Source organism: Halodesulfovibrio oceani subsp. galateae, from assembly GCF_055397225.1.
Map to the genome: position 1 here is coordinate 1,062,164 of NZ_AP042453.1, position 20,343 is coordinate 1,082,506.

A 20,343-nucleotide genomic window follows, 5' to 3' on the forward strand; every position below is an offset into this window, starting at 1 on the left:
TGGATACAAAAAAACCGCTTCTACTTAGGTAGAGGCGGTTTTTTTTATGAAAAATATGGGAAATGAGCACTGCTACCGAGTTTTGAGCAGGTGTCAGCAGTGCTTATTCAAAAAATGTACAGGTCTGGCGTTGTGGAGCCATTACTGGAAATAAGCGGAAGAACTTAATACAAATAGAAAGGTTATAAAAAGAGTGAAGGACAGGACACAGTTACTGATCAGTAATAAAAATCTATTTAGCATGTTCACCTCGCGAGTGACCTTAATGATTCATGCGTAAAAGTTCAATATCAGATTGATAAGAAAAATAGATTTTGCTGTACGGTCTACTGTTTCGGCGTTGTTAAAAAAGCGAATGCACCTGTGCGGCGATCAGAAGGGGGTGATGCGATGGTACTAGCATGGCGTGGCATATCTTACTGAAAGGCTTTCGTTAGGGTATCTTGTTGATTGGAAGACCTTTTCTTCTGCAATTCAACAAGGTTTGGCTATGTATGGGAAAAAGACGGTATCGAAAGATTTCTGTGTGTATTTGGAACGATGCTAAATTTTTGGCGTTGTCGCATGATGCTAAGCTTGTAGTGTTTTTTATGCTTACGCATCAGGATTTGACGCAACTTGGAGCTTTGCGGGCAACGGTTCCGGGGCTTGCGTGTGAACTGGGCATGGAACTGGAAACCTTTGGTAAAGCTTTTGAGGAAGTGTTGCACCAAGGGATTGTGGAGTATGACGAAAAGCTGTTGTTCTGGTTTCCTAATTTCTTGAAACATAATCTACCTGAAAGCCCGAATGTGGTGAAAAGCTGGCATTATGGGTACCGCCAGTTGCCGGAAACAGCACTGCGGTCAGAGATCCTCTTGGGTGTAAAGGAATTGGTAGCAACACTTACGCAAGGCTTTCGGGAAGCTTTTACATGTACTTTTGCGGAAGAACTTGCGGAAACTTGCCTTAATCAGAGAGCAGATAACAGGGAACAGGAGAAAGAAAAGAGAGTCGGTGACTCTCCGGCTGCCTTGTCACAACCCGCTTCACCCAATGCTTCCCCTGATCCTTATTCACCTCCCAAACAGAATGTTCAGTCACTGAACTCCTTTGTTGTGAAGCCTAAAAACTCGTCTCATCCTTTTACTCCAATGAAAATCCACCCAACATCATTAACGGAGCTGCCTAATGAAACCTCTCCCCAAAACTTTCATGAATCTTCCCTAAGTCTCGATAGCCATAATCGCAGTCGAGAGGGCGTCCCTCTCGCGGGGATGCAAGGGGAAGCCCCCTTGCCCGCCGGAGGCAAACAAGCTGCCGTAGGCAAAAAAGCCGCCGCAAGCAATAAGCCAGCCACTGACGATGAAACCACCAGAGACAAGAAAACAACCTCAGACATAAAAAATACCGAAGAAAATCCCTCTGCTTCAGACGCTAAAACCCTTGCCTCAAATGTGCAGCAAACCCGCATTCCATGCCCATATGAAAGGATTCAGCAAGCTTACAATGCGACCTGTACGAGACTCCCAAAATGCAGAGAAATTACGCCGTTAAGAAAGGCTCGGCTAAAATCTGTATGGAACTCTGGTTTAGACCGGAAAAATCTGGCATGGTGGGAACGTTATTTTGCCTTAGTGCATGAAAGCGCTTTTTTGGCGGGTGAAAATGATCGGGGTTGGACGGCAAACTTTGACTGGATTGTGAAGCCTGCCAATATGATAAAAATAGAAGAAGGTAACTATCTGCCTAAGCAGGGGAAGTCGCAGAAAGCGGCTGGTGTTAGTGCAACGAACCGCGCTGTGTATGAATCTATGATGCAGCGGGGATAGGGGATGGACTGGAATAATATTGCGGAACGCGACGTGTTCCTCCAACGTTTTTTGGGTCTGTGCGAGTTGTTCGGCGTTGCTGCTGACGAGTTTAAAACAGAATTGTATTTTCGGGCGTTGAATCGTTTTTCAGCGCAGGAAGTGGCACGGGGGATTGATAGAGCCATCACGCAGTGCCGTTTTTTTCCAAAGCCTGTGGAGCTGCTGGAGCTTATTCAGGGATGCCCTGAAGACATAGCCGAAGTGGAAGCGGGTAAGGTTATTGAAGCGGTAAAACGTGTGGGGTCATGGAAATCTGTAGTCTTTGACGATGCTGTAACGGCTGCTGCTGTTGAACAGGGATTCGGCGGCTGGGTGAAGCTTTGCAGCGAAATGACTGCCAGAGATGAAAAGTGGTTCCGTAAGGACTTTTGCAAACTGTATGTCAGCTTTGCACGGCAGAATGTTCAGTTTAAAGGCGCGTTGGCAGGGCAGGCTGCCATTGCTAACGACGCGCACTGCAACGAGCATGAAGAGCCGGTGGCACTGGTGGGCAATGCGTGTAAAGCGCAGGCGATGCTCGAAGCCGGAGTTATAAAGCAGGGAACCCCGATTGCCATGCTGACAGGCCGTGTCGGCAAAAAACTCGCAGTGGAGGCACTGGATGGGTAGTATCTATATTCCGCAACATTTTAGCATTGATGAGCTGCTGCCGCCGCCTGCTTTGCTACCTGCGCCCTTTGAGGCTGTGTACCATAAGGATAAGTCTGCGCTGTTTCGTTTGTTCGATTACCGTATGCTGGTAACACTGGACAGACTGCGTGAACGCTATGGGGCGTGTTCGATTAACAACTGGCATAAATTTTCTGAAGCGGAATGGGTAGACAGCGTTCCTTCTATGTTTCGTTTTTCTGGCTGGCGACCTGTGGATTGTTGTGAAGGCGCGGCGTTGTCGGAACATAAACTGTTTCGCGCTATGGATTGCAAATTCAGCCATACTACACCGGACGAGGTGTGGGATGAAATGCTTGTGGATGCTAATGCGCCGCAGTTTGAGTACATGCAGCGCATTGAAGCCTTTGGCGGTATGTCGTGGTTTCATTTTGATATGGGACAACACGCCCGTTATGGAAAGGCGATTTACGTAATCAGTAACCGCGGCGATCGTGCCGGTCTGCCAAGGCAGATTGAAAGGATCGGCGGGTAAGATCTCGGAAAGCAGAACATGGTTGGTTCTGTCGATGAGGTAACGAATAAAAAGCCCCTGAAGCGTTGTGTTTCAGGGGCTTTGCTGTGGGCTTTATACGTGGGGATCTTCTTCTACTTGCTTACTCATTTTTCGTTTGATGTTGATGTGAATTATTGTTGCCAGGATACCGATGGCGATGCCCGGGAATATGGCATCGTCAAAGCGATCGAGATTGAGCAGGTGTTGCAGGATCAAAGTTCCGATGCCGATGTATACAACTAAAAGTAACAATATAAGTTTCATGTGTGTTTCCTTGGCTAGCATGGTGCTATGCGGGGCGGTGTGTGATGTTCCGTCCCCTGTTTAAAAATTTTGTAAAAACTAAGGCGCTAATCTCCATGCTAGTAGTCTATCTGTTGTGTTAGTTACACTATATTCTCATTTAAGATGGTAAAGCGAAGAGTCGCTTCCGGCTGGGTGAATGTTTTTGTACAGCTTAAACCCAGCTTCGTACTTGGTGGAAGGACGAGCAGAAGCTCTCGCGAAAATGTCTCTTCATCTATTGTTACGTGCACGTTCAGAGTTATTTCAAACTTTTTTTCATGATCCGGATTAATCAAATAGGCGATTCTACCTGTGTTGTGCGCTCCGCAACAACCATCGTATCTAAGAAAACATTGGTACTTGCATTGATACTCTTGGGGTGATTGGTTGTTGAATCTATTTATACGGTCGTCACAGAGTACGCGATCAGCTTCTGTGAATCGCACTTTGCTTCCAAAGTCCTGAGATATTACATCAAAAATTTCTTGTGGAGTAAGGTGCTGCATATAGTTCCCTGCATTTGCCGCCAAAGGTTATGGGAGGATGTTCGAACTATGATTCTACAACAAGCTTCGGGTTGGTGGAATTGTTTTGTGGAAAAAATGTGGAGCTGCCGTGTGGTGCGACTGTAAAAAATAAAAGCTTCATTTGAGATGTGGCGGGCGTCGTTTGTGCGGAATACGGGGAGATTTCGTATAAAAGTCAGGCTGTGGATAGAATGAAGCTGTAAGTGATGGTGGCGTAGTTGAAGTTGAGTCGACTAGACAAAATAGCCAAGTGGACTATATTAGTCATAACAAATTAGTTTATTAGCGCGGGCTGCGCCGTATATATTTTTCACGGAGAAGATGATGATCAAAACTCTTGAGCTTAACAACGTGGGCCCTTCCGAACATCTAGAAATAGAGTTCGGGGACAGACTCACCGTGTTTACGGGTGATAACGGCTTGGGAAAGAGTTTTGTTCTTGATGTTGCATGGTGGATGCTCACAAAGGAGTGGGCTGGCGAGATGGCAATGCCGGAATCGCTGATTACTGCTTCCTACAATAATAGTGACCAGCCGGAGCCGGTTATTCGCGGCCAGTTTGATTCCATTAATAAAATGGATGTGGTGCAGCATTATGTGTTTCAGCCTCTGGGGCAGGTGTGGAGCTGTAATTCGAACGAAGACGAACGGATTATAGAAGGTAACTCCCCGAGTGATTCCATTGTGCTGTATATGAAATATGACGGAACCGTGGCTATGTACGATCCGGTTAAAGCGCAGGCAGATGAATTTGCACGGGCGCTTGTACAGGAACGTGCGCGGCATTATGAAAACGTGAGCATTTCTTTTACGCAGAAAACTACCCGTATATATTCTCAGGCAGAACTTTGGAACGGTGTGCAGAAGCGTCGCAGGCAGGAGTTTAATGGTCTGATTGCAGACTGGGGCGACTGGCAGCGTGAAGACAGCTTTGCTTATGAGTGTTTGAAGAAGGGCGTGCGTCATTTATCCCCGAAGGGTGAGCCATTTTCTATTGGCAGTTTGCGCAGGGTTAAGGCAGACGACAGCCGCAAGTTTCCTACAATCAAATCTGAGTTCGGCAAAGAAACCCCACTCATTTACGCATCAGCAGGTATCCGTAAAATTTTGTCTCTTCTCTATGCTATGACATGGGCATGGAATGAGCACATTGAGCTGTGCGAAAAGTACAACATGAAGGCAGCCTCAAAAATTGTTCTCATGGTCGACGAGGTGGAAGCGCATCTGCATCCGCAATGGCAGCGCAGTATTTTGAAATCTCTCGAATCCGTCATGGGCAACCTGCTCACAGGGTACGATGTTTCTACGCAGCTAGTTTGCACCACACATTCTCCGTTGGTTCTGGCGTCTCTTGATCCTATTTTTGATGAAGAGGAGGACGCGCTCTATACTTTTGATATGAATAAAGAAAAGTGTGAAATAGAGCTGAAAAAAGAAGAATGGGTACGGCGCGGGTCTTCTGCTGCGTGGCTTACAAGCCCTGTTTTCGGTTTGGAAACAGACTCTTCAGAACAGCGCGAGGAAGCGATTAAAGAGGCAAGGCTGGCAGTGCGTAACCGCGTTAGCGAAGCAGAAGCCAAAGTTGTTCATCAAAAATTGGTCGCCGCGTTGCATCAGGCCGACCCGTTCTGGTCATTCTGGCGTACCCGTGCAGAGAAACGGGGCTGGAATTTATGATCCCAGTGACCCGCGCTCCGGAGCCTTTAGGTTTCAATAAGAAAGTCAGAAAGCCGGGGAGAATGTTTTTAAAGCGTCATCATGTTAAACAGGGTGATCCTCCGCCTGCAAATTTCCCATGGAGAAGGTTCTGGAGCCGAGCCATACCCATGCTCCATAGAAGCTATCACGATATTTGTGCGTACCTTGGCGTATATCTTGATCCTGATACCGACGGTTCAGGAAATCGCGAAGGCAGCGTAGAGCATTTTATTCCTAAAGCACAGGATGCATGGCAGGCGTATGAGTGGCGGAATTATCTCCTTGCGGACAGGCGCGTAAATTCCTCCCGTGGGCAGGAGACGTTGACGTGTCCGTATGATTTGGATTTCTATCCCTTTGAGCTGATGTTGGATACCGGCATGATCGCGGTTTCTGAAGAGCTGACAATGGAGCAGGAAGACAAAGCGTATGAGATTTTAGATGCCTTGAGTCTGGACAAAGAAATGTACGACATAGAACGCGCAGAGTATTACGCCCGCTACAAAGATCGCACCCGTGATGATGCCCTTACAAACGCTCAGATTGCCCGCTACGCTCCCTTTATCTGGTACGAGATACGACGGCAGGGTTTGGTTGTTAACGAGAAGAAGAGGCGCAAGTAACGCGATCAGTGCGGCCTGTTCGAATAAGCAACCAGTGCGAATAGTGCGAACAGTTTGAAAAGAAGAATAGGCGACTAGTTCGACCAGAAGAATAAGCAACCAGTTCAAATAAACGACTGGACGAAGATAAAAGAAAAACTCTCATCAGTTGATGGGAGTTTTTGTATGTGATCGCATCACCTAATTAGGTGACGGCAAGCGAGAGCGTGTGATTGCTGCTCTGGTTACGTGTGGAGTTGCTTGAGAGCTATTGGGTTTTATATAAATTCGGTTAATGCAAAATGTAACTAGCCATCGAAAACATACGAAAAAAGCCCTGCTAATTTGTCTGCATCCTGTGAGAAGGGCAGGCAAATGAGCAGGGCTTTTTCTTTCTCTCTTCTAGCCCAGCATTTTGGTTGCAAGGAGTTTCTGAATCCCCACAACGTCGCTGCCTTTTTTGAGCTCTTTTTTGATTGGCGCATGGCGGCCGGAAATCCACAAGGTGAGTTCTGAGTCCATGTCGAAATGGCCTGCGGTTTCAACGGAGAAAGTGGTGATCGATTTGTATGGAATGGTCAGGTAATCAACTTTTTTACCTGTCATACCTTGCTTGTCGATCAAAAGAAGGCGTCCTGAAGTAAATATATACATGTCGCGGATTACTTTGAAAGCGCGTTCAATCTCTTCGCCTTCAACCATAATCGGCTCTAAATCTTTGTATAGTTTTTTTGCATCAACTTCGGATGCATTGCCTAATAAGGCATCAAAAATTCCCATAGTATTCTCCTAATAATCTGCGAAATAAGCAGCGAGAACCTATAGTCAAAATTGTTTTAAAAGAAAACCTATAAAATTATTTAAAAAAAGCGCTTACAAGTTACTGTAAGCGCTTTTTAGGTTCGTATGTGGAAATAAAAAAGTCCTCTACAATTCAGCAGAGGACTTTTTGTTGTTACGCTTTGTCTGTTGCGGCAATGTTTAATGAAATATTGGGGCAAGCATATTCTGATACAAGCTCTGCTACTGCAAAGTTGGTTTCGGACATGTTTGCAATAACTTTTAAGCTGGAACCGGATTCGTTTGCAACGGTGAGAAGCTGTTCGAGCTCTTCTGGAATGATGTCGCAGGTAGAAACAGTTAAGGATGAGCCTTTGGAAAGTAGAAGAATTAACTTATCAATTGGGTATTCCATTGTAGTCTCTCTGTTTTTTAAGCACATGATGATGCATGTAGTCTTATAGGAAATTTGTATAATTTGTAGCAAACAACATTGCTACGCTTAAAACTTTTTTAGCGTGTGAGTACACGCGGTATTTATTAAAAAACTCTATCGTTTTTTCTGTGCCCGTCAAGCATACGGATAAATATCTGGAACAGAGGTTCATTGCACCATCTTGTCTTTTCTAACGTATGGATACGTTATGAAAAAACATATGTAGCTTGCATTGTCTCTATTAAATTTACAAAGGGAGTAGGTGGCGGTTGCTATCTTTACCAGGCAGAACTGTCAGGGGTGCGATAGGAAGATGCATACAATACGAAAAAAGAATCTTTTGCTATAAGCCAAAAGACGATGTTTCTACTTTGAATAACTGACTAATTATTCGGTGTTGTTATGCTTTTTTATACATGATAGTTGATTCACCCCTTAGTGAAGACTGCCTTCATCAACTAATTACAAAGGATATTGCAATGTATGATTATGCTCCCAGTCATAGTGACTGGATTGAGAGAATGGATTCTTTTATGCGTTCAGGTAGAACGTTGGAAGGAACATTCGAGGAACATTCAATCAGCATTTGCCCTGATGAAAAGAAAGTATCCTACGGTGTAAAGGTTGATGGCTGGCTCGTGAGTTCTAGTCGGGAGGCAGCAACAGTTTTATCTTTCATAATTGAAGCTTATGAAGAAACGATTATTGAAGAAGAGGTTGAAGCTGAAAGAGAAGATGCGATAGAGTTGGCTAAAGACTGGGCGAAGAGTGAAGCCTTGAAGGCAGAGAAAAAGCCTGAAGATGTTGCCAAAGCTATTCTGGAAGCTGCTGTAGAAGCGGAATCTGAAGCATATGAAGTTGACCCTGAAGAGATAACTGCGCTTGTAGCTGAGAGAATAGAAGAGATTCTTGATGCCTGCGAAACTGAATAGTTAATAGACAATAGAATGCAATCAAGAAGCCCCCTAGTACGGTAGGGGGCTTTTTTATTTATGCGCTTAGTTGTGTAGTAACATGGTGTTACCAGCCTTCTTTGTTCCACTTTCTGCTTGTTATTACAGAATTGGTTTCCAAACATTAGCTTTTGCTAATTGAAGCATACAAATTTTGGCATTTCGCAATGTGGTCCAATATACATAACTTCCGGCTAAATTTGCACCTTCAAGGTTTGCGTTGGTTAAATTAACGTCCTGAAGATCGCAGTTGGCAAGAGTAGCGTGTCGTAAGTTGCAACTATGTAAATTGTATCCACTCAAGTTCTTTTCAGACAAATCGGCAGAAGATAAGTCTGGTTCTACTTCCGGGTACTCGTTTCTCCAGTTGTTCCAAGCTGTTGATCCATTTGACAGCAGTTCAAAATGGGATTGTCTCATTTTTATGACCTCATATTTTAATAGAAACACTAACTCAGATGTTACAAACATTATTTGCAAGTAAAATAAGTGCAAATTTAATATGTAAGTATCTAATCGGATGCAGTAGAAAAAATGTTATAGTCAAAATGAATTTTTTTACTATACGTAGTATCAAATTTATAATGCATGTCAAAAAACTAACAGCATTTAACCTTTTACAATGAATTTATAACCAACATTATTTATTCACAAATTTAGTGCTGTAGGATGAGAGTGAGAGGCTAAAAAAAGTTAGTAAACACCCCTAAACTTTTTTCTGCTTAGTGTGAGTTCTCTTTTTTTAGCTTGTTACGTGCAAAACAATGCAAAAATGGAAAGCGTTTAGAGTCTAAAACGCGAGAAGGCCTAGGTAGCTGGGCTTTTGCTTGCTTTGTACTTTGTGCGTTGTGTTGCGTTAGATTTTTGACAGCGGCTAAAAGAAAAAGCTCATAATCTTTAAAAAGTTATGAGCTTGTTTTTTTGAAGTAGTGCGAGAAACCTAAAGCTATGGTCTAGCTTGGTTCGTCTTCTGCTGTTTTAGTCATAAAGCAATCTGGAACAGAAAGTTTCCAGTGAATCGCAGCAGAGCGAATCCCAAAAATGGTGACAATGCAGATAGATCCCAACGTAGCTCTGTGTTCAGGGAAAATGTGAGTGACAATAGAATAGAGTATGCAACCTGAAAGTACAGGCGTTGCATAGAGTTCTCGTGTCATAATGAGTGTTGTACGTCCCGCAACTACGTCACGGGTTACACCGCCTCCAACAGCTGTTATAACACCTAATAAGATAGGCCCAACAGGCATCGCAAAGTCTAATGCAGAAACTTTATCCATTGCCTGTATCGCAAAAAGAGATACACCAAGTCCATCAATGTACAACATAAGTGAATAGATGAATCTTCGTTTGAAAAATGGAGTCGCTGCAAAGGTGATGAGGCTTGAAACAAGACCAACCCAAATGTAGTTCAGGTCGCTTGCCCAAAAGACGGGAACATCAAGAATTAAGTCTCTGATGGTGCCGCCGCCGATGGCTGTGATAACTCCGAGTACGCATGCACCGAATAATGCGATGCGTTGTCTGGAAGATTCAAGCACAGCAGTTATTGCAAAAGCCGCTGTTCCTATCATTCCAAGTGTGTAACTTACTATATCCATCCGTTTTTCCTTCCGCAATGTGCCAGCACATGCAAATTGTGGCGTGAACAGTTGGTCCCTTTGGTTTTATGAGGTAAAGCTGTTCATCATTATGTTGTCATCGGTAAATCTTACGGTGTTCCAATGCCTGCGTTGCAGCAGGGCACTCGTTGCCAACAGTTCCATAGCAGTGCGAATACGGCGCGCTTTATGGCGTTGGTTTATATTGTCCAAAGATTCTTCAATGTTTTATTTTACGAGGTAACTTGTAGGTCCTTCTTTTTATTCACGTTGAACTCATCATGAATTTGTTGGAAAGGACTGCGTCCGTTAACAAAACAAGTTGCAATGCTGCAAGTGTTTTTGTGTCTAGAATGAAAATTTCTGCTCAATGATGGGAATAGTTGTCACGAAAAGGATTGGTTCTGCCGTAAGCTGCGAGTGAGCTGACAGCGGAATGATAGTGGGATGTTTTTGCGTGGATAGCTGGGTAGTTTTCTATCAATTTGGTAGACAGTGAGGCGAGAGTTTTATCGGAAAATGCGTTGTTGGTAAGGTTCTGGAGGTTGTGCCCGTTGCGGCGGTGTGAAGTTCTTTTTTATCAGCTACAAAGGTTGGAAAACCTCTCTTCAACAACAGGGAAAGCACGGACGTTTTTACTCTCTTATAATCACAATCATGATTATCATCTTGTTTTCTCACCATTTTTTGAGACGATAATAGTGTGGAATAACTTTTTACAAGGAGGCAGGTATGCCTACCATTAAAAATAATTCCCTTATTGTTCCAAGAAAAATGCAGTATCGCGAGAAGTATGACCCAAAAGTGCAGGAGACTTTTTTCTACCATATCCTGCCCGGCACCTATCCTATCCAGATGGCGTGGACTACCGCTTATGTTCATGCAGATATCATGGTTGAAGACGGTACCACCCACACAGGAACCGTTGCCCATCTAGCTGTGCCTCTTTATGAAGTTATCTACTCATCAGTTCATCGAGAAGCATAGTTCAGACACTACATTTGACGTGACCCTGCCTAGCACTTGATCTATATATTTAGTCTTAATTTCATGTCGATTTTTAAAACGACACCGAGCATGAAAGAGGTACCAGAATGGTTGTTTTTCAATCACATTCCGGCACCTCTTTTTGGGTGTGATGGTTCTATCTGTTTGTATTGTCTGTAAATGTATAATTAAAACATAACGATATATATGCTTAGCCTATACATTGAATAATGAATTTAATCACAAAACAATGCAGGTGCCTTATGGTTCGACTAATGAAGCAGATGGTTCGGTTATGCCAGATAGTTCTTTTGTTCGGCATGATGTTGTCCTTTTTAACAACAACTGCCTACGCTGATTTTTCTTCGTGGCCTGATACAGAGTTTAGACCTAACGCGCTTAGCTCAGATGGTTCGGTTAGTGTCGGGAGAAATTTTGTAGGGTTTGCTACTCAGGCAATGATTAGGAAAGCAGATGGTAGTTATGTTTATCTAGGAGCATTAACTCCATCTGGGCAATCGAATGCCTTGGATATTAGTGGTGATGGAAAAATTGTTGTTGGGTCTTCTGAATCTTTACGAGGAACACAGGCTTTCAAGTGGACACAAGATGCAGGTATGGTTGGATTAGGAGATTTACCCGGAGGAGCATTCTATTCTACTGCAAATGGCATTAGCCAAGATGGTACAACAGTTGTGGGGACTTCTATTTCCGCTAATGGAGAAGAGGCGTTTAAGTGGACGGAGTCAGGCCGTATGGAAGGACTTGGAGATTTAACCGGTGGTATTTTTCTTTCATCAGCAAACGCCGTGAGTGCAAACGGGCAAGTTATTGTTGGTTATTCAATTTCTGGATCGGGCCCAGAAGCATTTAGGTGGACAAAATCTACAGGTATGGTTGGGTTGGGAGATTTGCCTGGTAGCTTTTTTTATTCAGAAGCCACGGATGTTAGTTCCGATGGTTCTGTTGTTGTTGGTAGCGCAACAGCTACAACTGGCGAAGAAGCATTTAGATGGACAGAAAAAGATGGTATGAAGGGCCTAGGGGTTTTGTCTGGAGGAGACTTGTCAAAGGCACAAGCAGTAAGTGGTAACGGTGCAATTGTTGTAGGTACTTCACGCTCTAGCGGCGGTGGGCAGGCTTTCAGATGGTCTGAACCTACAGGGATGAAGCCACTTAAGAAGCTGTTGAGTGACAGTGGAGTTCCTTTGGATGGTTTCGCTCTAGAAAATGCTTCCGATATTTCAGAAGATGGTAAGATCATAACAGGTGCTGGTATTGCTCCTGACGGCAGTGATGTATCGTGGATTGCTAAATATGATGATGGATTTGCAGGGCTGACGACATTTGAAGATGTTAACGAATCGCTCGAAGATCTTTCTACAATAACCCCTCGTATTTCGGGCATGTCCCTTTTAACACTTCGTTCTCTTCTGGAGGCTCAACGCTATTCCGAAGATTCATTGGATAATTTTTGGGGATTGGGAACCTTTGGTTCAGATTACAATTTTTCCGGTGAAGACATAAATGGCTATGGTGCTGTCGGTATGACGCACTTCTGTCGTTCCGGCTGGAGTTTTGGTGGTGGTGTGTTTGTTGGCAATACAACACTTCAGACTTCTTTCGGAGGCAGACAAAATTCAACCCTCGTAGGTCCGGGTGTCTTTATCGGGTACATGCCTGAGGCTACAGGCTTAAAGGTAAAAGTAGGCGGCATATACAACTATGTGAATCTTAAACTAGATCGTGCCTACAGTAATGGTACAGGAACAACCACATCAGAAGGCGATACGGACGGGTATGTGTTGGGTGGTGTAGCACATATTTCATGGTTGTTTGCACTTCAGCGTGTGTTCCTTGTACAGCCATTTGTTCAATATGAAATACAACAGATTGAGATAAATGGTTATACAGAAGAAACAGGTCCTTTCCCCGCCAAGTATGAAAATCGAGATCTTCTGACAAATAAAACTCGTCTTGGTCTTGAAACTGGATATATGGTTAGAGATGACCTGACGCTTTCTATATGGGGCGCTTGGAACCATCGTTACGAAGATGAAGGCCCTACAATGAAAGGTGAGTTAATCGGTGTTACCTCGTTTGATTACGGTGAAGGCAAAATTGATCAGGACTGGGGCGATGCTGGTGTTACGATGAGTTGGCTTCCAGAAGCTGGAGCTGAATTAATGATCAAATTTGGTTTTGCATTTGATAATGACTACTACGCAGCGCCAGATCAGTATGTGCAAGTTGGATTCAATGTCGATTTTTAACGTGTAAGACTTAAAAACGTACGAATGTTGAATAATAAAAAGGCTTTAGTCAGTTGACTAAAGCCTTTTTATTATTCACTTAATGGCGGAGAGGGAGGGATTCGAACCCTCGTTAGGCTTTAAGACCTAAGCACGATTTCGAGTCAATCCAAGTAATTCGCTATTCCTGTAGAATCTGGAGTAGCAAGGGCTGTAGCGGAATAATAGATTGTCTAAAGTAGTCTTTTTTAGACTCTATCGAGTCAAAATCGAGTCACAACCTACGTTCCATATTGATTGAAATCTTCAAGCGTATCAGGTGTGGGATATCCCGATTTACGGTGAACCCATGCAAGCCTCTTTAAGCTATGTTGATCGTGTGCTGTGATGCAACAATCTTTACTGGAATAACTTTTCTTTTTCAGCATGACTCATTTCTGGAGGTAGTTTTTTCTTTCGTTTTTTTTCGTATGCAAGATAGTAATCATAATGTTTAATAACTTTTTTGATAGTCTTCAGTGCCTTTTCCATCGTTTCTATCCCGTAAAACTCAAGCTCCCATTCGAACCCATATAGTCTACGTTCTCCAGAATAGCTTAAGATTACGTACCGTTTATTTCCAAATTTATTGTAATTGGAACTCCATTTTGCTTTATAGCTATGAAAAGTCCCTAAGTCTTTTTCATGATCAACATCTTTTTCTATTGAGATTTTGCTCCATTTAATAGCTTTTTGAAGGTGCAACCTCATTTTTTTTAGATCTTCTATGGTTAAGTACATAAAATGTTCTTTCTTACCATTAAAATGAGCGCTCATACCCATAGCCCCAATTGGAGTAATGGTAATTATAGCTGAGCCATTTGCTCTATAACTATATGAAACAATTTTGGTTGCATACCCAAAGTCATAATAATGAAAGTCGGGTTTCTCACCTGACATTGCAGGAGACACTAGAGATAGAAAGATAGCTAGAAAGAGTGGGAGTATTTTTTTCATGATGACGACCCTATATTGGTTTATGGAGCAGTGAAGGAGCATTTTTTAAATGAATGCCCTCCCATTACAGGAGATGACTTGCCATTTAGACTTTAACAAGTCTATATATTTAAGAATTAAAATCTTCTGACCTACTTTTGTGGCAGTGAAGGAAGAATCATTAGATTGCGGAAGATCATTGAGTTAAGCCACAGCTTATTTCGGTCGTTACGTTATTCGTATTCAGCAGGTGCTAGCTATCTATTTGAATTGTAATAAAAAGGGCTTCATCCTACTGGATAAAGCCCTTTAACATTTTGCTGAGTTACAAACTACGTTTCCTTTTCTTCCAACCCCTCCAACGTGAGCAGGTGCGGAACGTCCCGATCCACGGCGAGGTCATGCAAGTATCGCTCTGTAGTAGAGTGGTTCATATGCCCCAAGAATGCTTGAATCTGGTAGGAGGTTGCTTGCCTACTATCTTTAAGCCGCGTTGCTACGTGGTGGCGTATTCCGTGAGCAGTGAATTTGGGCACCTTTGCCTTGTGGCAGTTCCTAGAAAATAGACCAACTAGAAAGCTCCCGGAGCGCGGTTGCGGGTTCCCGTATCGTGTCGGAAAAACCAGATCAGCGGTGCGGCGTTGGTTTCTTCTTTCAAGCATTTCTCTAAACGCTGGCGAAATAGAGAGCGTTCGCGGCTCGTGGTTCCCTCTTTTGCGCTTTCGCGTGTAGAGCGTAATGGTGTTCAGCTCAAAATCTATATCGTCCCATTTAAGACTCGTAATTTCGCCTATCCGTGCGCCTGTGTAATAGAGCGCATCTATCCAGTCTCGTTCTTCATCTGTTGCAACCTCTCGAACCTTTAGAATGTCTTCCAGTGTTGGGACGTGACGAATAAATTTTTCTTCTGGAAAAGGCTCGGCAGCTCTCCATGGATTTTTTTGAATATGGTTTCGACGTATTGCCCAGTTCCAGAGGATTGAAAGTTCTTTGCAATGCCTGTTAGCAGTTTTGCCGCTGGCGGCTTGTTTCAGGTGCACAAGGTAGTTTTCAATTGTTGAATCTGGAAGCTCCTCGATAATAAAATCGCCTCCTAGAAACTCCAGAAGGCGATTAATTACTGTGCGCTTGTATGCGAAAGTCTGAGCTTGCCGTCGTTCCTGCATGAAATCGAGATACCCATTAGCCACAAAGCCGAAGCTCGTGCCTGTCGGGGTTTTCATAGTACGTTTTCTTGTTTCCGTCTGTTCCCACTGACGAGCCACTTTTTTGGTTAGAAACCCTCGTTTTGTTTTGACCACGGCTCCGTCCAGATACAGAACGGCCTTGTAACGTCGCCCCTTCTTGGTTTGGTAGGCTGTTACGGACATCGAATCCTCCATTTTCATATAGATAGGCAATCACATCGGCGGGGATGAACCGTGCGCCTTTGGCGTTTCTTCCGGTACCCACGTAGAAGTGAGGCCATTGTTTCCATACACCAGCCAGACTACCTTTGCTCATTTTAACAAGCTCGGCCATTTCATCAAGATTGGCAATAGGGGGAAGTTGTTGTGTGGTAATTGAGTGGTGCATGGTGGTTCCTTGTCTTTTTAATCCAAGTCGAAGGCTTCTGGAAAAGTTTCGTCTACTTCGTCAGTCAGATCGGAGAAATCTTTGACTTCGGGTAGGTGGATGTAAAAAAGGTTTTGAATTGATATGCCAAGATCGTTCATTGCGTCCTTAACTTCATCAGTAAGATGGCTGTATGCTCCGTTCATTTCTTCGAAGAGTGTTTCAAGTGTACGGTGAGCAGTTGCGTAGTTCTGAGCAGCGTTAAGCCGCATGCCGTCTATACTGACGGTCACAGTGAATTTCGTCATTCTCTTAACACCCCCTCGGCATACAGCGGGTGCACCATACACCGTGGTTGTTGCTGGTGTGTACTTCGCCTTCGCAGATCAGGTGACCGCAGCAGTCGCAGTGGGCTATTACCGGAACACCTGCAACGGTATCTACTTCGAGATAGTAGGGGGAGTTGTGCAGATTGCCGCGAAATTGTTCGGCAAGGCCGGAGAGTTCGAGCTGACCTGTTTGATTCAAAATTGTTGCTACCATTTTCTTTGCTCCTTTGGTTATGCCGGATGCATTCCCGTTGCATCCGGCGCAGTGTATGGAGGGGGGGAGTTAGGCGATAACTTTTACTTCTTCCGGCAGGTTTTCGCGAAGCCAGTCAGCAATCGATTGCATAGCGGTGATCTTCCATGCGCCGCCGTCGGCTTCGATGAGAGCGCATTTTGCGCCGTTGTCGCCGCCCTTGAAACGGAGCGTCATTTTTCGACCAGGCTGGGCAACTTCTGTGAATGTGGAGAACGGATAAAGAATTACAGGATTTGGCACTTCGGTTAATTCTTTAGTAACTACACCAGCGCGAGTCGTTACGTTCTGCTTCATGCCGTCGTCCTGCTGCTGTACTTCTGCAGAAGTAGAGATATTGCCGCAGACTTGAATTACGTCGGTCAGGTGGTCGCCTTCCGTCTCTACAAAGCAGGACTGCATGTATGGCAAGAATTGCTCTGGAGAGTGGTACTCAGGGCGTGTAGCACTGGAGAACATATGCACTGGAACGATAGCTTCGGATTGCATGAACGTAGGGCGTTGCTTGTGCGGGCCGTATGGAACGGAGCGGATAAGTACGGTGTCGTGGCTTACGACATGCACCATGAGTTCGTCGTAATCGAGCTTGTCGGGGTTGCTTTCGAGGTAGTCTTTCAAGCCTGTGAGAGTGTGGATGTGCAAGCTTTCGGCTTCTGGTTTGTAAAGTTTGTTCCAGTTGCCTTTGATGTATGGGCGGCCTTCGTGCTCGTGCACAACGAAAGCATTTTCGTTTTTCAGCTCTTCGCGCGTCAGTTCTTTACCAGTGTTAATGAGCAGTTCCGCAGTTTCAAATGTATTGCTTTCCATGGTTATTTCTCGAAGTAGTTAGAGGGTGAGGTTAGTTCGCGTTCGCGGCCGATCTGAACGGAGTTACGTTCTCAGCTATGGGCGCGGTCTTTTCGCCAGAGGATGCGCTTTTCTGGTCAATTGGCAGCTCGTTCTGATTTGGATTCATGTATTCAGAAGCGGTGGCTATTCCGTCGTTGTCGGTGCCAATATTAACGTGTGCAGATACCGCAGCCTGAGAAGCTAATTTCTTTTCAACAGCAATGCTTACTGGTGAACTTGCGCGGTCTTGTGCTGGTTTAAATTCGATTTTCATAACCACAGAACGCTTTGCTGTGGCGTTTGTGTTCGGATCAAGAACGTTTGCCCATACTTCCTCAAGGGCGTTGTTCACCATCTCAACAGCGGCTCCGCCTTTAAGACTTTCGAGGGTTACTTCGTAACTCATAATTCCTTACCTCGTTAAAATTTCGCCATAACTGAGCAGGGCAGCAAAGCTAAGTGCCAAAATGCCAGCAATGAACAGGCGGTTAATAAAAGCCGTCGTAGGCCATTCTTTTGATCTGCTTGCGTACATGCAGCCCTCTCGTTTTTTTAGTGGTGCAGCCTTGCAGCCGTTATTTTGCAAGGCTGCACCACAGCTAGTCAGCATTCTTACCAGTATCACCAACCATATCCATTGCACCGCTATGCGTATGCCGCAGACATGCACCCAAGAAGTGACGGACTAACAACGGTGCTATACTCGCGTTGCGTTTTGTCTTTTTCTTGCGGCGTGGAGAAATGTTTACAGGTGGAAACAAAAAGGTCAAGCAAAAATGTTTACACAAGGAAACAGTTGTTGCAAAAAAAATTATCAGTGAGTTCTGGCAAATTGAGAGAAGGTAAAAGAAAACCCCACCTAAGTGGGGTTTTTGAGTTGCCTTTGGGCTAAGCGTCGTAGCTTATTGCTCGCTCTCTTAATTGATCTGCAAACTTGAAAAGATCATCTAGCTTTTCAATTGCATGGCGAGTTTCATTTTTCTCATCGTCTAATAAACCTAAATATTTTTGTGCAGTATTGAAATGTAGTCTACACAGTGGCTTACGATTGTTGTCGTCAAGCAATACGCCGCAATATGACTTTTTGTCACGCATAATGATACGTTCAGGCGCAATAACTTGGCTTAGGATTGCTTTAACAATTAAGAATCCATCAATTTCTTCCTGCGTAGTAACAATGCCATCATCGTTGTTTTCGGTAGAGGCGGTCTCAGGTTCGACCACTTGAGTTGTTACTTCTTTAGGCAGGGTAGCTGATTTGTTGCCGCCAACCATTGCAGACTGTAGGCGTCCATTAATGACGTCGGTGATATGGCCTTCAATTGCTGTGACAACGCGTTCCTTAAAACTTTCGATTACGTTTGCTCGAAGGTGACCTGAATAGACTTGTGATGCAAAATGCCGAATAAAATTGTCTGTCGGATCTTCAAGTTCTGCAGCAAAAATCTTTTTAATTTCACGAGTGTATTTCAAGTTTTGAGCGGCAGAAAGGGCTGTGTCCACATCAAACTTGTCGTTAGTAAGCTTTCGTAAATCTTCAAGTAAATTTTTATCAAACTGATTGAAATCAATATCCATAAATGGACGTTGATCCATTCTTTCTACTCTGTCTAAGTTAGAGAAAAACTTATAGCGAACGCCATCTGTTAAAACGCCAACACGCGCATCAGTGCATTGGAAATATCTTTCAAGTTGAGCCGTAGCTTTCTTATCAAGTGCATCGCCGAGGGCTTTACATTCAATAAGCATTATCGGTTGTCCATCTTTAATGATGGCGTAATCGACCTTTTCACCCCTTTTGTCAGCTACATCAGCGGTAAATTCAGGTATGACTACGCATGGATCAAAGACGTCATAGCCTAAAGTTTGAAGGAAAGGCATGACCAGTGCGCTCTTGGCTGCTTCTTCAGTAGCAATTTGGTCGCTTCTATTTTTTACACGAGTAGTAAAGTTTTCAACGCGATCAGCAAAATCCATCATCTCCCCCTTGGGACTAGTTTTAGATAATGGTGTGTCTCAAACGATATTACATCTAGATTACTAGAGCCGTCCCCACGGTTCTACTAGCTAAGCAATATCGTTGTCAGGTTCTTCAATCCGCCTTGACGCACGGTTAAGTACGATGTTTGCACCAATTTCTAAGGCAGAGCATATTTTATACAATGAATTCGAAGTGGCAGCAGTTGTGCCAACAAATATTGAGTTAACAGTTACGGGAGCCAGTCCGGTTTGGTTGGCAATGTCAGTAATGGTTAATTTAGAATCCATTGTAAATTCTTCAAGAATCCTTCCAACAGCTTTGTCATAAGGTGTAACTGAAGAATTGTGACTAGTTTTACCGAGTAGTTCCTCTCGGGGGATACCCAAGGCTTTCGCATAGCGAATCATATCGCCGTAAGTAGTTTTTTCCCCACCAACATCCTCGCTAAGCCAGCGAGAGACAGCGGCTCGACCAACATGCATAAGTTTGCCAACGGCTTCTAGTGTGTGACCTTCAGCGCGAAGCAGCTGGATTCTTTTCATAATGAGTGCCCATGCTTGGGCTGTTTCTGGATCGTACTTTCCCATTTGTAGGTTGGTACGTTGTTTTTTGTTGCCGTGTGTAAACACTTTTTCTTGACACTCCTTGTTTCCATGTGAAAACATAATGCTCATGAACATATTAAATCAATATCGACGGGATAATGATCTTTCCTATGCAGAGATTGGGCGGCGTTGCGATCTTAGTCGGAGCATTGTCCTTCGGCATTGCAAAGGGGAGTGCACGTTAAGCGGAGAAGCAGCCTTACGTTATCACGTAAAGCTCGGCATCCCTTTGCAGAATTTACGCCCTGATTTGTATTAGGGACAAAGAATTGGATTGATACCGCACTATAACATTTGGTGTCAAAAGGTGCACAGATAATGTGTGCGTGTGTATTCACTGTTTAGATAGGAGAGAAACGATGCCATTTAATTCACAAATGACAAGTGAGAAGGGAAGAGAATTGTTTGAGATTGTAATCGTCCTTAAAGAAATTGGGCTCTCTAAGGACGAAATTAAAAAGACTATTCTTGAGTATCTGTTGAAGTAGAATCTTTATCTTTAGCTTCTATTCCAGAAATTGTTTCATAAAGGCTCGTAAACATCTGTGAAAAGTATTCTGGTGAGTCTGCTTTATCAGTTTTTTGAGCGTGGGCTAACGTGATGTTGTATGCAGCTTCAAGTGCCTTGCTGCTACCAGTAGTAAATGAATCAAATGGTGAATTAATATCCATGATGCTTGTT

Annotated in this window: 27 protein-coding genes; 12 read left to right on the top strand and 15 right to left on the bottom strand. The window is 43.9% G+C overall.

The window, feature by feature from the left end:
* The first annotated feature begins 494 nt into the window (after positions 1–494).
* Genes ACZ5V1_RS04690 through ACZ5V1_RS04705 form a run of 4 tightly spaced genes read left to right on the top strand, consistent with a single transcriptional unit; the run spans position 495 to position 3,261 of the window.
* Positions 495–1,811 carry a hypothetical protein gene (locus ACZ5V1_RS04690; protein WP_464390849.1) on the top strand — a complete coding sequence of 439 codons (1,317 nt, stop codon included), beginning with the start codon at positions 495–497 and terminating at the stop codon, positions 1,809–1,811.
* Positions 1,812–1,814: 3 nt separating this feature from the next.
* The gene (locus tag ACZ5V1_RS04695; RefSeq protein WP_464390850.1) at positions 1,815–2,462 is read left to right on the top strand and encodes a DUF6475 domain-containing protein; all 648 of its coding nucleotides are present in this window, start codon (positions 1,815–1,817) and stop codon (positions 2,460–2,462) included.
* A complete protein-coding gene (locus tag ACZ5V1_RS04700; RefSeq protein ID WP_464390851.1) occupies positions 2,455–2,997 on the top strand; it encodes a hypothetical protein in 543 nt (180 codons plus the stop codon). Before ACZ5V1_RS04695 ends, ACZ5V1_RS04700 begins: the two co-directional genes overlap by 8 nt.
* 18 nt (positions 2,998–3,015) lie before the next feature.
* Positions 3,016–3,261, top strand: a complete 246-nt coding sequence (locus tag ACZ5V1_RS04705) for a hypothetical protein (protein ID WP_464390852.1) — start codon at positions 3,016–3,018, stop codon at positions 3,259–3,261.
* Positions 3,262–3,404: 143 nt separating this feature from the next.
* On the opposite strand, the gene ACZ5V1_RS04710 is transcribed toward ACZ5V1_RS04705, so the two are convergent.
* The gene (locus ACZ5V1_RS04710; RefSeq protein ID WP_464390853.1) at positions 3,405–3,809 is read right to left on the bottom strand and encodes a hypothetical protein; all 405 of its coding nucleotides are present in this window, start codon (positions 3,807–3,809) and stop codon (positions 3,405–3,407) included.
* Between the two features lie 345 nt (positions 3,810–4,154).
* Here ACZ5V1_RS04710 and ACZ5V1_RS04715 point away from each other — a divergent pair, with 345 nt between their 5' ends.
* Complete coding sequence (locus ACZ5V1_RS04715; RefSeq protein WP_464390854.1) at positions 4,155–5,507, top strand: AAA family ATPase; 1,353 nt, start codon at positions 4,155–4,157, stop codon at positions 5,505–5,507.
* 149 nt (positions 5,508–5,656) lie between these two features.
* Positions 5,657–6,151 carry a hypothetical protein gene (locus ACZ5V1_RS04720; protein WP_464390855.1) on the top strand — a complete coding sequence of 165 codons (495 nt, stop codon included), beginning with the start codon at positions 5,657–5,659 and terminating at the stop codon, positions 6,149–6,151.
* A 381-nt stretch (positions 6,152–6,532) separates the two neighbouring features.
* Here the strand turns inward: ACZ5V1_RS04720 and ACZ5V1_RS04725 are convergent, their stop codons facing one another.
* On the bottom strand, positions 6,533–6,910 hold the full coding sequence (locus tag ACZ5V1_RS04725; RefSeq protein ID WP_464390856.1) for a PH domain-containing protein: 378 nt from the start codon (positions 6,908–6,910) through the stop codon (positions 6,533–6,535).
* Between the two features lie 175 nt (positions 6,911–7,085).
* Positions 7,086–7,325, bottom strand: a complete 240-nt coding sequence (locus ACZ5V1_RS04730; protein WP_464390857.1) for a hypothetical protein — start codon at positions 7,323–7,325, stop codon at positions 7,086–7,088.
* A gap of 554 nt (positions 7,326–7,879) precedes the next feature.
* On the opposite strand from ACZ5V1_RS04730, the gene ACZ5V1_RS04735 reads away from it, so the two are divergent.
* Positions 7,880–8,278, top strand: a complete 399-nt coding sequence (locus tag ACZ5V1_RS04735; RefSeq protein WP_464390858.1) for a hypothetical protein — start codon at positions 7,880–7,882, stop codon at positions 8,276–8,278.
* A 123-nt stretch (positions 8,279–8,401) separates the two neighbouring features.
* On the opposite strand, the gene ACZ5V1_RS04740 is transcribed toward ACZ5V1_RS04735, so the two are convergent.
* On the bottom strand, positions 8,402–8,719 hold the full coding sequence (locus ACZ5V1_RS04740) for a pentapeptide repeat-containing protein (RefSeq protein WP_464390859.1): 318 nt from the start codon (positions 8,717–8,719) through the stop codon (positions 8,402–8,404).
* Positions 8,720–9,252: 533 nt separating this feature from the next.
* The gene (locus tag ACZ5V1_RS04745) at positions 9,253–9,897 is read right to left on the bottom strand and encodes a trimeric intracellular cation channel family protein (protein WP_373793904.1); all 645 of its coding nucleotides are present in this window, start codon (positions 9,895–9,897) and stop codon (positions 9,253–9,255) included.
* A gap of 732 nt (positions 9,898–10,629) precedes the next feature.
* Here ACZ5V1_RS04745 and ACZ5V1_RS04750 point away from each other — a divergent pair.
* Positions 10,630–10,884 carry a hypothetical protein gene (locus ACZ5V1_RS04750; RefSeq protein WP_464390860.1) on the top strand — a complete coding sequence of 85 codons (255 nt, stop codon included), beginning with the start codon at positions 10,630–10,632 and terminating at the stop codon, positions 10,882–10,884.
* 263 nt (positions 10,885–11,147) lie between these two features.
* Positions 11,148–13,157, top strand: a complete 2,010-nt coding sequence (locus ACZ5V1_RS04755) for an autotransporter domain-containing protein (protein WP_464390861.1) — start codon at positions 11,148–11,150, stop codon at positions 13,155–13,157.
* A 378-nt stretch (positions 13,158–13,535) separates the two neighbouring features.
* Here the strand turns inward: ACZ5V1_RS04755 and ACZ5V1_RS04760 are convergent, their stop codons facing one another.
* The 7 genes from ACZ5V1_RS04760 to ACZ5V1_RS04790 form a co-directional block, all read right to left on the bottom strand.
* On the bottom strand, positions 13,536–14,132 hold the full coding sequence (locus ACZ5V1_RS04760; RefSeq protein WP_464390862.1) for a hypothetical protein: 597 nt from the start codon (positions 14,130–14,132) through the stop codon (positions 13,536–13,538).
* A gap of 311 nt (positions 14,133–14,443) precedes the next feature.
* Positions 14,444–15,334: a tyrosine-type recombinase/integrase gene (locus tag ACZ5V1_RS04765; protein ID WP_464390863.1), complete on the bottom strand. Its 891-nt coding sequence runs from the start codon at positions 15,332–15,334 to the stop codon at positions 14,444–14,446.
* Complete coding sequence (locus ACZ5V1_RS04770; protein ID WP_160713384.1) at positions 15,294–15,686, bottom strand: hypothetical protein; 393 nt, start codon at positions 15,684–15,686, stop codon at positions 15,294–15,296. Before ACZ5V1_RS04770 ends, ACZ5V1_RS04765 begins: the two co-directional genes overlap by 41 nt.
* Before the next feature lie 17 nt (positions 15,687–15,703).
* Positions 15,704–15,973: a hypothetical protein gene (locus ACZ5V1_RS04775; RefSeq protein WP_464390864.1), complete on the bottom strand. Its 270-nt coding sequence runs from the start codon at positions 15,971–15,973 to the stop codon at positions 15,704–15,706.
* Positions 15,974–15,977: 4 nt separating this feature from the next.
* On the bottom strand, positions 15,978–16,208 hold the full coding sequence (locus ACZ5V1_RS04780) for a hypothetical protein (RefSeq protein ID WP_464390865.1): 231 nt from the start codon (positions 16,206–16,208) through the stop codon (positions 15,978–15,980).
* A gap of 69 nt (positions 16,209–16,277) precedes the next feature.
* On the bottom strand, positions 16,278–17,054 hold the full coding sequence (locus ACZ5V1_RS04785) for a hypothetical protein (RefSeq protein WP_464390866.1): 777 nt from the start codon (positions 17,052–17,054) through the stop codon (positions 16,278–16,280).
* 31 nt (positions 17,055–17,085) lie between these two features.
* Complete coding sequence (locus ACZ5V1_RS04790) at positions 17,086–17,481, bottom strand: hypothetical protein (RefSeq protein WP_464390867.1); 396 nt, start codon at positions 17,479–17,481, stop codon at positions 17,086–17,088.
* 61 nt (positions 17,482–17,542) lie between these two features.
* Between ACZ5V1_RS04790 and ACZ5V1_RS04795 the strand changes: the two genes are divergently transcribed.
* Positions 17,543–17,764: a hypothetical protein gene (locus ACZ5V1_RS04795; protein WP_464390868.1), complete on the top strand. Its 222-nt coding sequence runs from the start codon at positions 17,543–17,545 to the stop codon at positions 17,762–17,764.
* Between the two features lie 199 nt (positions 17,765–17,963).
* On the opposite strand, the gene ACZ5V1_RS04800 is transcribed toward ACZ5V1_RS04795, so the two are convergent.
* The gene (locus tag ACZ5V1_RS04800) at positions 17,964–19,052 is read right to left on the bottom strand and encodes a type I restriction endonuclease (protein WP_464390869.1); all 1,089 of its coding nucleotides are present in this window, start codon (positions 19,050–19,052) and stop codon (positions 17,964–17,966) included.
* 90 nt (positions 19,053–19,142) lie between these two features.
* Positions 19,143–19,685 (bottom strand): hypothetical protein, encoded by a 543-nt coding sequence (locus ACZ5V1_RS04805; RefSeq protein WP_464390870.1) that lies wholly within the window; start codon positions 19,683–19,685, stop codon positions 19,143–19,145.
* Between the two features lie 43 nt (positions 19,686–19,728).
* Here ACZ5V1_RS04805 and ACZ5V1_RS04810 point away from each other — a divergent pair, with 43 nt between their 5' ends.
* The gene (locus tag ACZ5V1_RS04810) at positions 19,729–19,920 is read left to right on the top strand and encodes a winged helix-turn-helix transcriptional regulator (protein WP_464390871.1); all 192 of its coding nucleotides are present in this window, start codon (positions 19,729–19,731) and stop codon (positions 19,918–19,920) included.
* A gap of 100 nt (positions 19,921–20,020) precedes the next feature.
* Complete coding sequence (locus ACZ5V1_RS04815; protein ID WP_464390872.1) at positions 20,021–20,149, top strand: hypothetical protein; 129 nt, start codon at positions 20,021–20,023, stop codon at positions 20,147–20,149.
* Here the strand turns inward: ACZ5V1_RS04815 and ACZ5V1_RS04820 are convergent.
* The gene (locus tag ACZ5V1_RS04820; protein ID WP_464390873.1) at positions 20,124–20,333 is read right to left on the bottom strand and encodes a hypothetical protein; all 210 of its coding nucleotides are present in this window, start codon (positions 20,331–20,333) and stop codon (positions 20,124–20,126) included. The genes ACZ5V1_RS04815 and ACZ5V1_RS04820 overlap by 26 nt on opposite strands.
* Positions 20,334–20,343: the final 10 nt, after the last annotated feature.

Bases quoted from the DNA above. Each gene is read 5' to 3' on its own strand.
- ACZ5V1_RS04820 (WP_464390873.1), bottom strand. From the start codon at position 20,333: ATGGATATTAATTCACCATTTGATTCATTTACTACTGGTAGCAGCAAG.
- ACZ5V1_RS04760 (WP_464390862.1), bottom strand. From the start codon at position 14,132: ATGAAAAAAATACTCCCACTCTTTCTAGCTATCTTTCTATCTCTAGTG.
- ACZ5V1_RS04775 (WP_464390864.1), bottom strand. From the start codon at position 15,973: ATGACGAAATTCACTGTGACCGTCAGTATAGACGGCATGCGGCTTAAC.
- ACZ5V1_RS04770 (WP_160713384.1), bottom strand. From the start codon at position 15,686: ATGCACCACTCAATTACCACACAACAACTTCCCCCTATTGCCAATCTT.
- ACZ5V1_RS04725 (WP_464390856.1), bottom strand. From the start codon at position 6,910: ATGGGAATTTTTGATGCCTTATTAGGCAATGCATCCGAAGTTGATGCA.
- ACZ5V1_RS04785 (WP_464390866.1), bottom strand. From the start codon at position 17,054: ATGGAAAGCAATACATTTGAAACTGCGGAACTGCTCATTAACACTGGT.
- ACZ5V1_RS04750 (WP_464390860.1), top strand. From the start codon at position 10,630: ATGCCTACCATTAAAAATAATTCCCTTATTGTTCCAAGAAAAATGCAG.
- ACZ5V1_RS04715 (WP_464390854.1), top strand. From the start codon at position 4,155: ATGATCAAAACTCTTGAGCTTAACAACGTGGGCCCTTCCGAACATCTA.
- ACZ5V1_RS04755 (WP_464390861.1), top strand. From the start codon at position 11,148: ATGGTTCGACTAATGAAGCAGATGGTTCGGTTATGCCAGATAGTTCTT.
- ACZ5V1_RS04815 (WP_464390872.1), top strand. From the start codon at position 20,021: ATGCCATTTAATTCACAAATGACAAGTGAGAAGGGAAGAGAATTGTTT.
- ACZ5V1_RS04810 (WP_464390871.1), top strand. From the start codon at position 19,729: ATGAACATATTAAATCAATATCGACGGGATAATGATCTTTCCTATGCA.
- ACZ5V1_RS04690 (WP_464390849.1), top strand. From the start codon at position 495: ATGGGAAAAAGACGGTATCGAAAGATTTCTGTGTGTATTTGGAACGAT.
- ACZ5V1_RS04790 (WP_464390867.1), bottom strand. From the start codon at position 17,481: ATGAGTTACGAAGTAACCCTCGAAAGTCTTAAAGGCGGAGCCGCTGTT.
- ACZ5V1_RS04720 (WP_464390855.1), top strand. From the start codon at position 5,657: ATGCTCCATAGAAGCTATCACGATATTTGTGCGTACCTTGGCGTATAT.
- ACZ5V1_RS04800 (WP_464390869.1), bottom strand. From the start codon at position 19,052: ATGGATTTTGCTGATCGCGTTGAAAACTTTACTACTCGTGTAAAAAAT.
- ACZ5V1_RS04705 (WP_464390852.1), top strand. From the start codon at position 3,016: ATGGTTGGTTCTGTCGATGAGGTAACGAATAAAAAGCCCCTGAAGCGT.
- ACZ5V1_RS04730 (WP_464390857.1), bottom strand. From the start codon at position 7,325: ATGGAATACCCAATTGATAAGTTAATTCTTCTACTTTCCAAAGGCTCA.
- ACZ5V1_RS04780 (WP_464390865.1), bottom strand. From the start codon at position 16,208: ATGGTAGCAACAATTTTGAATCAAACAGGTCAGCTCGAACTCTCCGGC.
- ACZ5V1_RS04695 (WP_464390850.1), top strand. From the start codon at position 1,815: ATGGACTGGAATAATATTGCGGAACGCGACGTGTTCCTCCAACGTTTT.
- ACZ5V1_RS04745 (WP_373793904.1), bottom strand. From the start codon at position 9,897: ATGGATATAGTAAGTTACACACTTGGAATGATAGGAACAGCGGCTTTT.
- ACZ5V1_RS04765 (WP_464390863.1), bottom strand. From the start codon at position 15,334: ATGAAAACCCCGACAGGCACGAGCTTCGGCTTTGTGGCTAATGGGTAT.
- ACZ5V1_RS04795 (WP_464390868.1), top strand. From the start codon at position 17,543: ATGCCAGCAATGAACAGGCGGTTAATAAAAGCCGTCGTAGGCCATTCT.
- ACZ5V1_RS04740 (WP_464390859.1), bottom strand. From the start codon at position 8,719: ATGAGACAATCCCATTTTGAACTGCTGTCAAATGGATCAACAGCTTGG.
- ACZ5V1_RS04700 (WP_464390851.1), top strand. From the start codon at position 2,455: ATGGGTAGTATCTATATTCCGCAACATTTTAGCATTGATGAGCTGCTG.
- ACZ5V1_RS04710 (WP_464390853.1), bottom strand. From the start codon at position 3,809: ATGCAGCACCTTACTCCACAAGAAATTTTTGATGTAATATCTCAGGAC.
- ACZ5V1_RS04735 (WP_464390858.1), top strand. From the start codon at position 7,880: ATGCGTTCAGGTAGAACGTTGGAAGGAACATTCGAGGAACATTCAATC.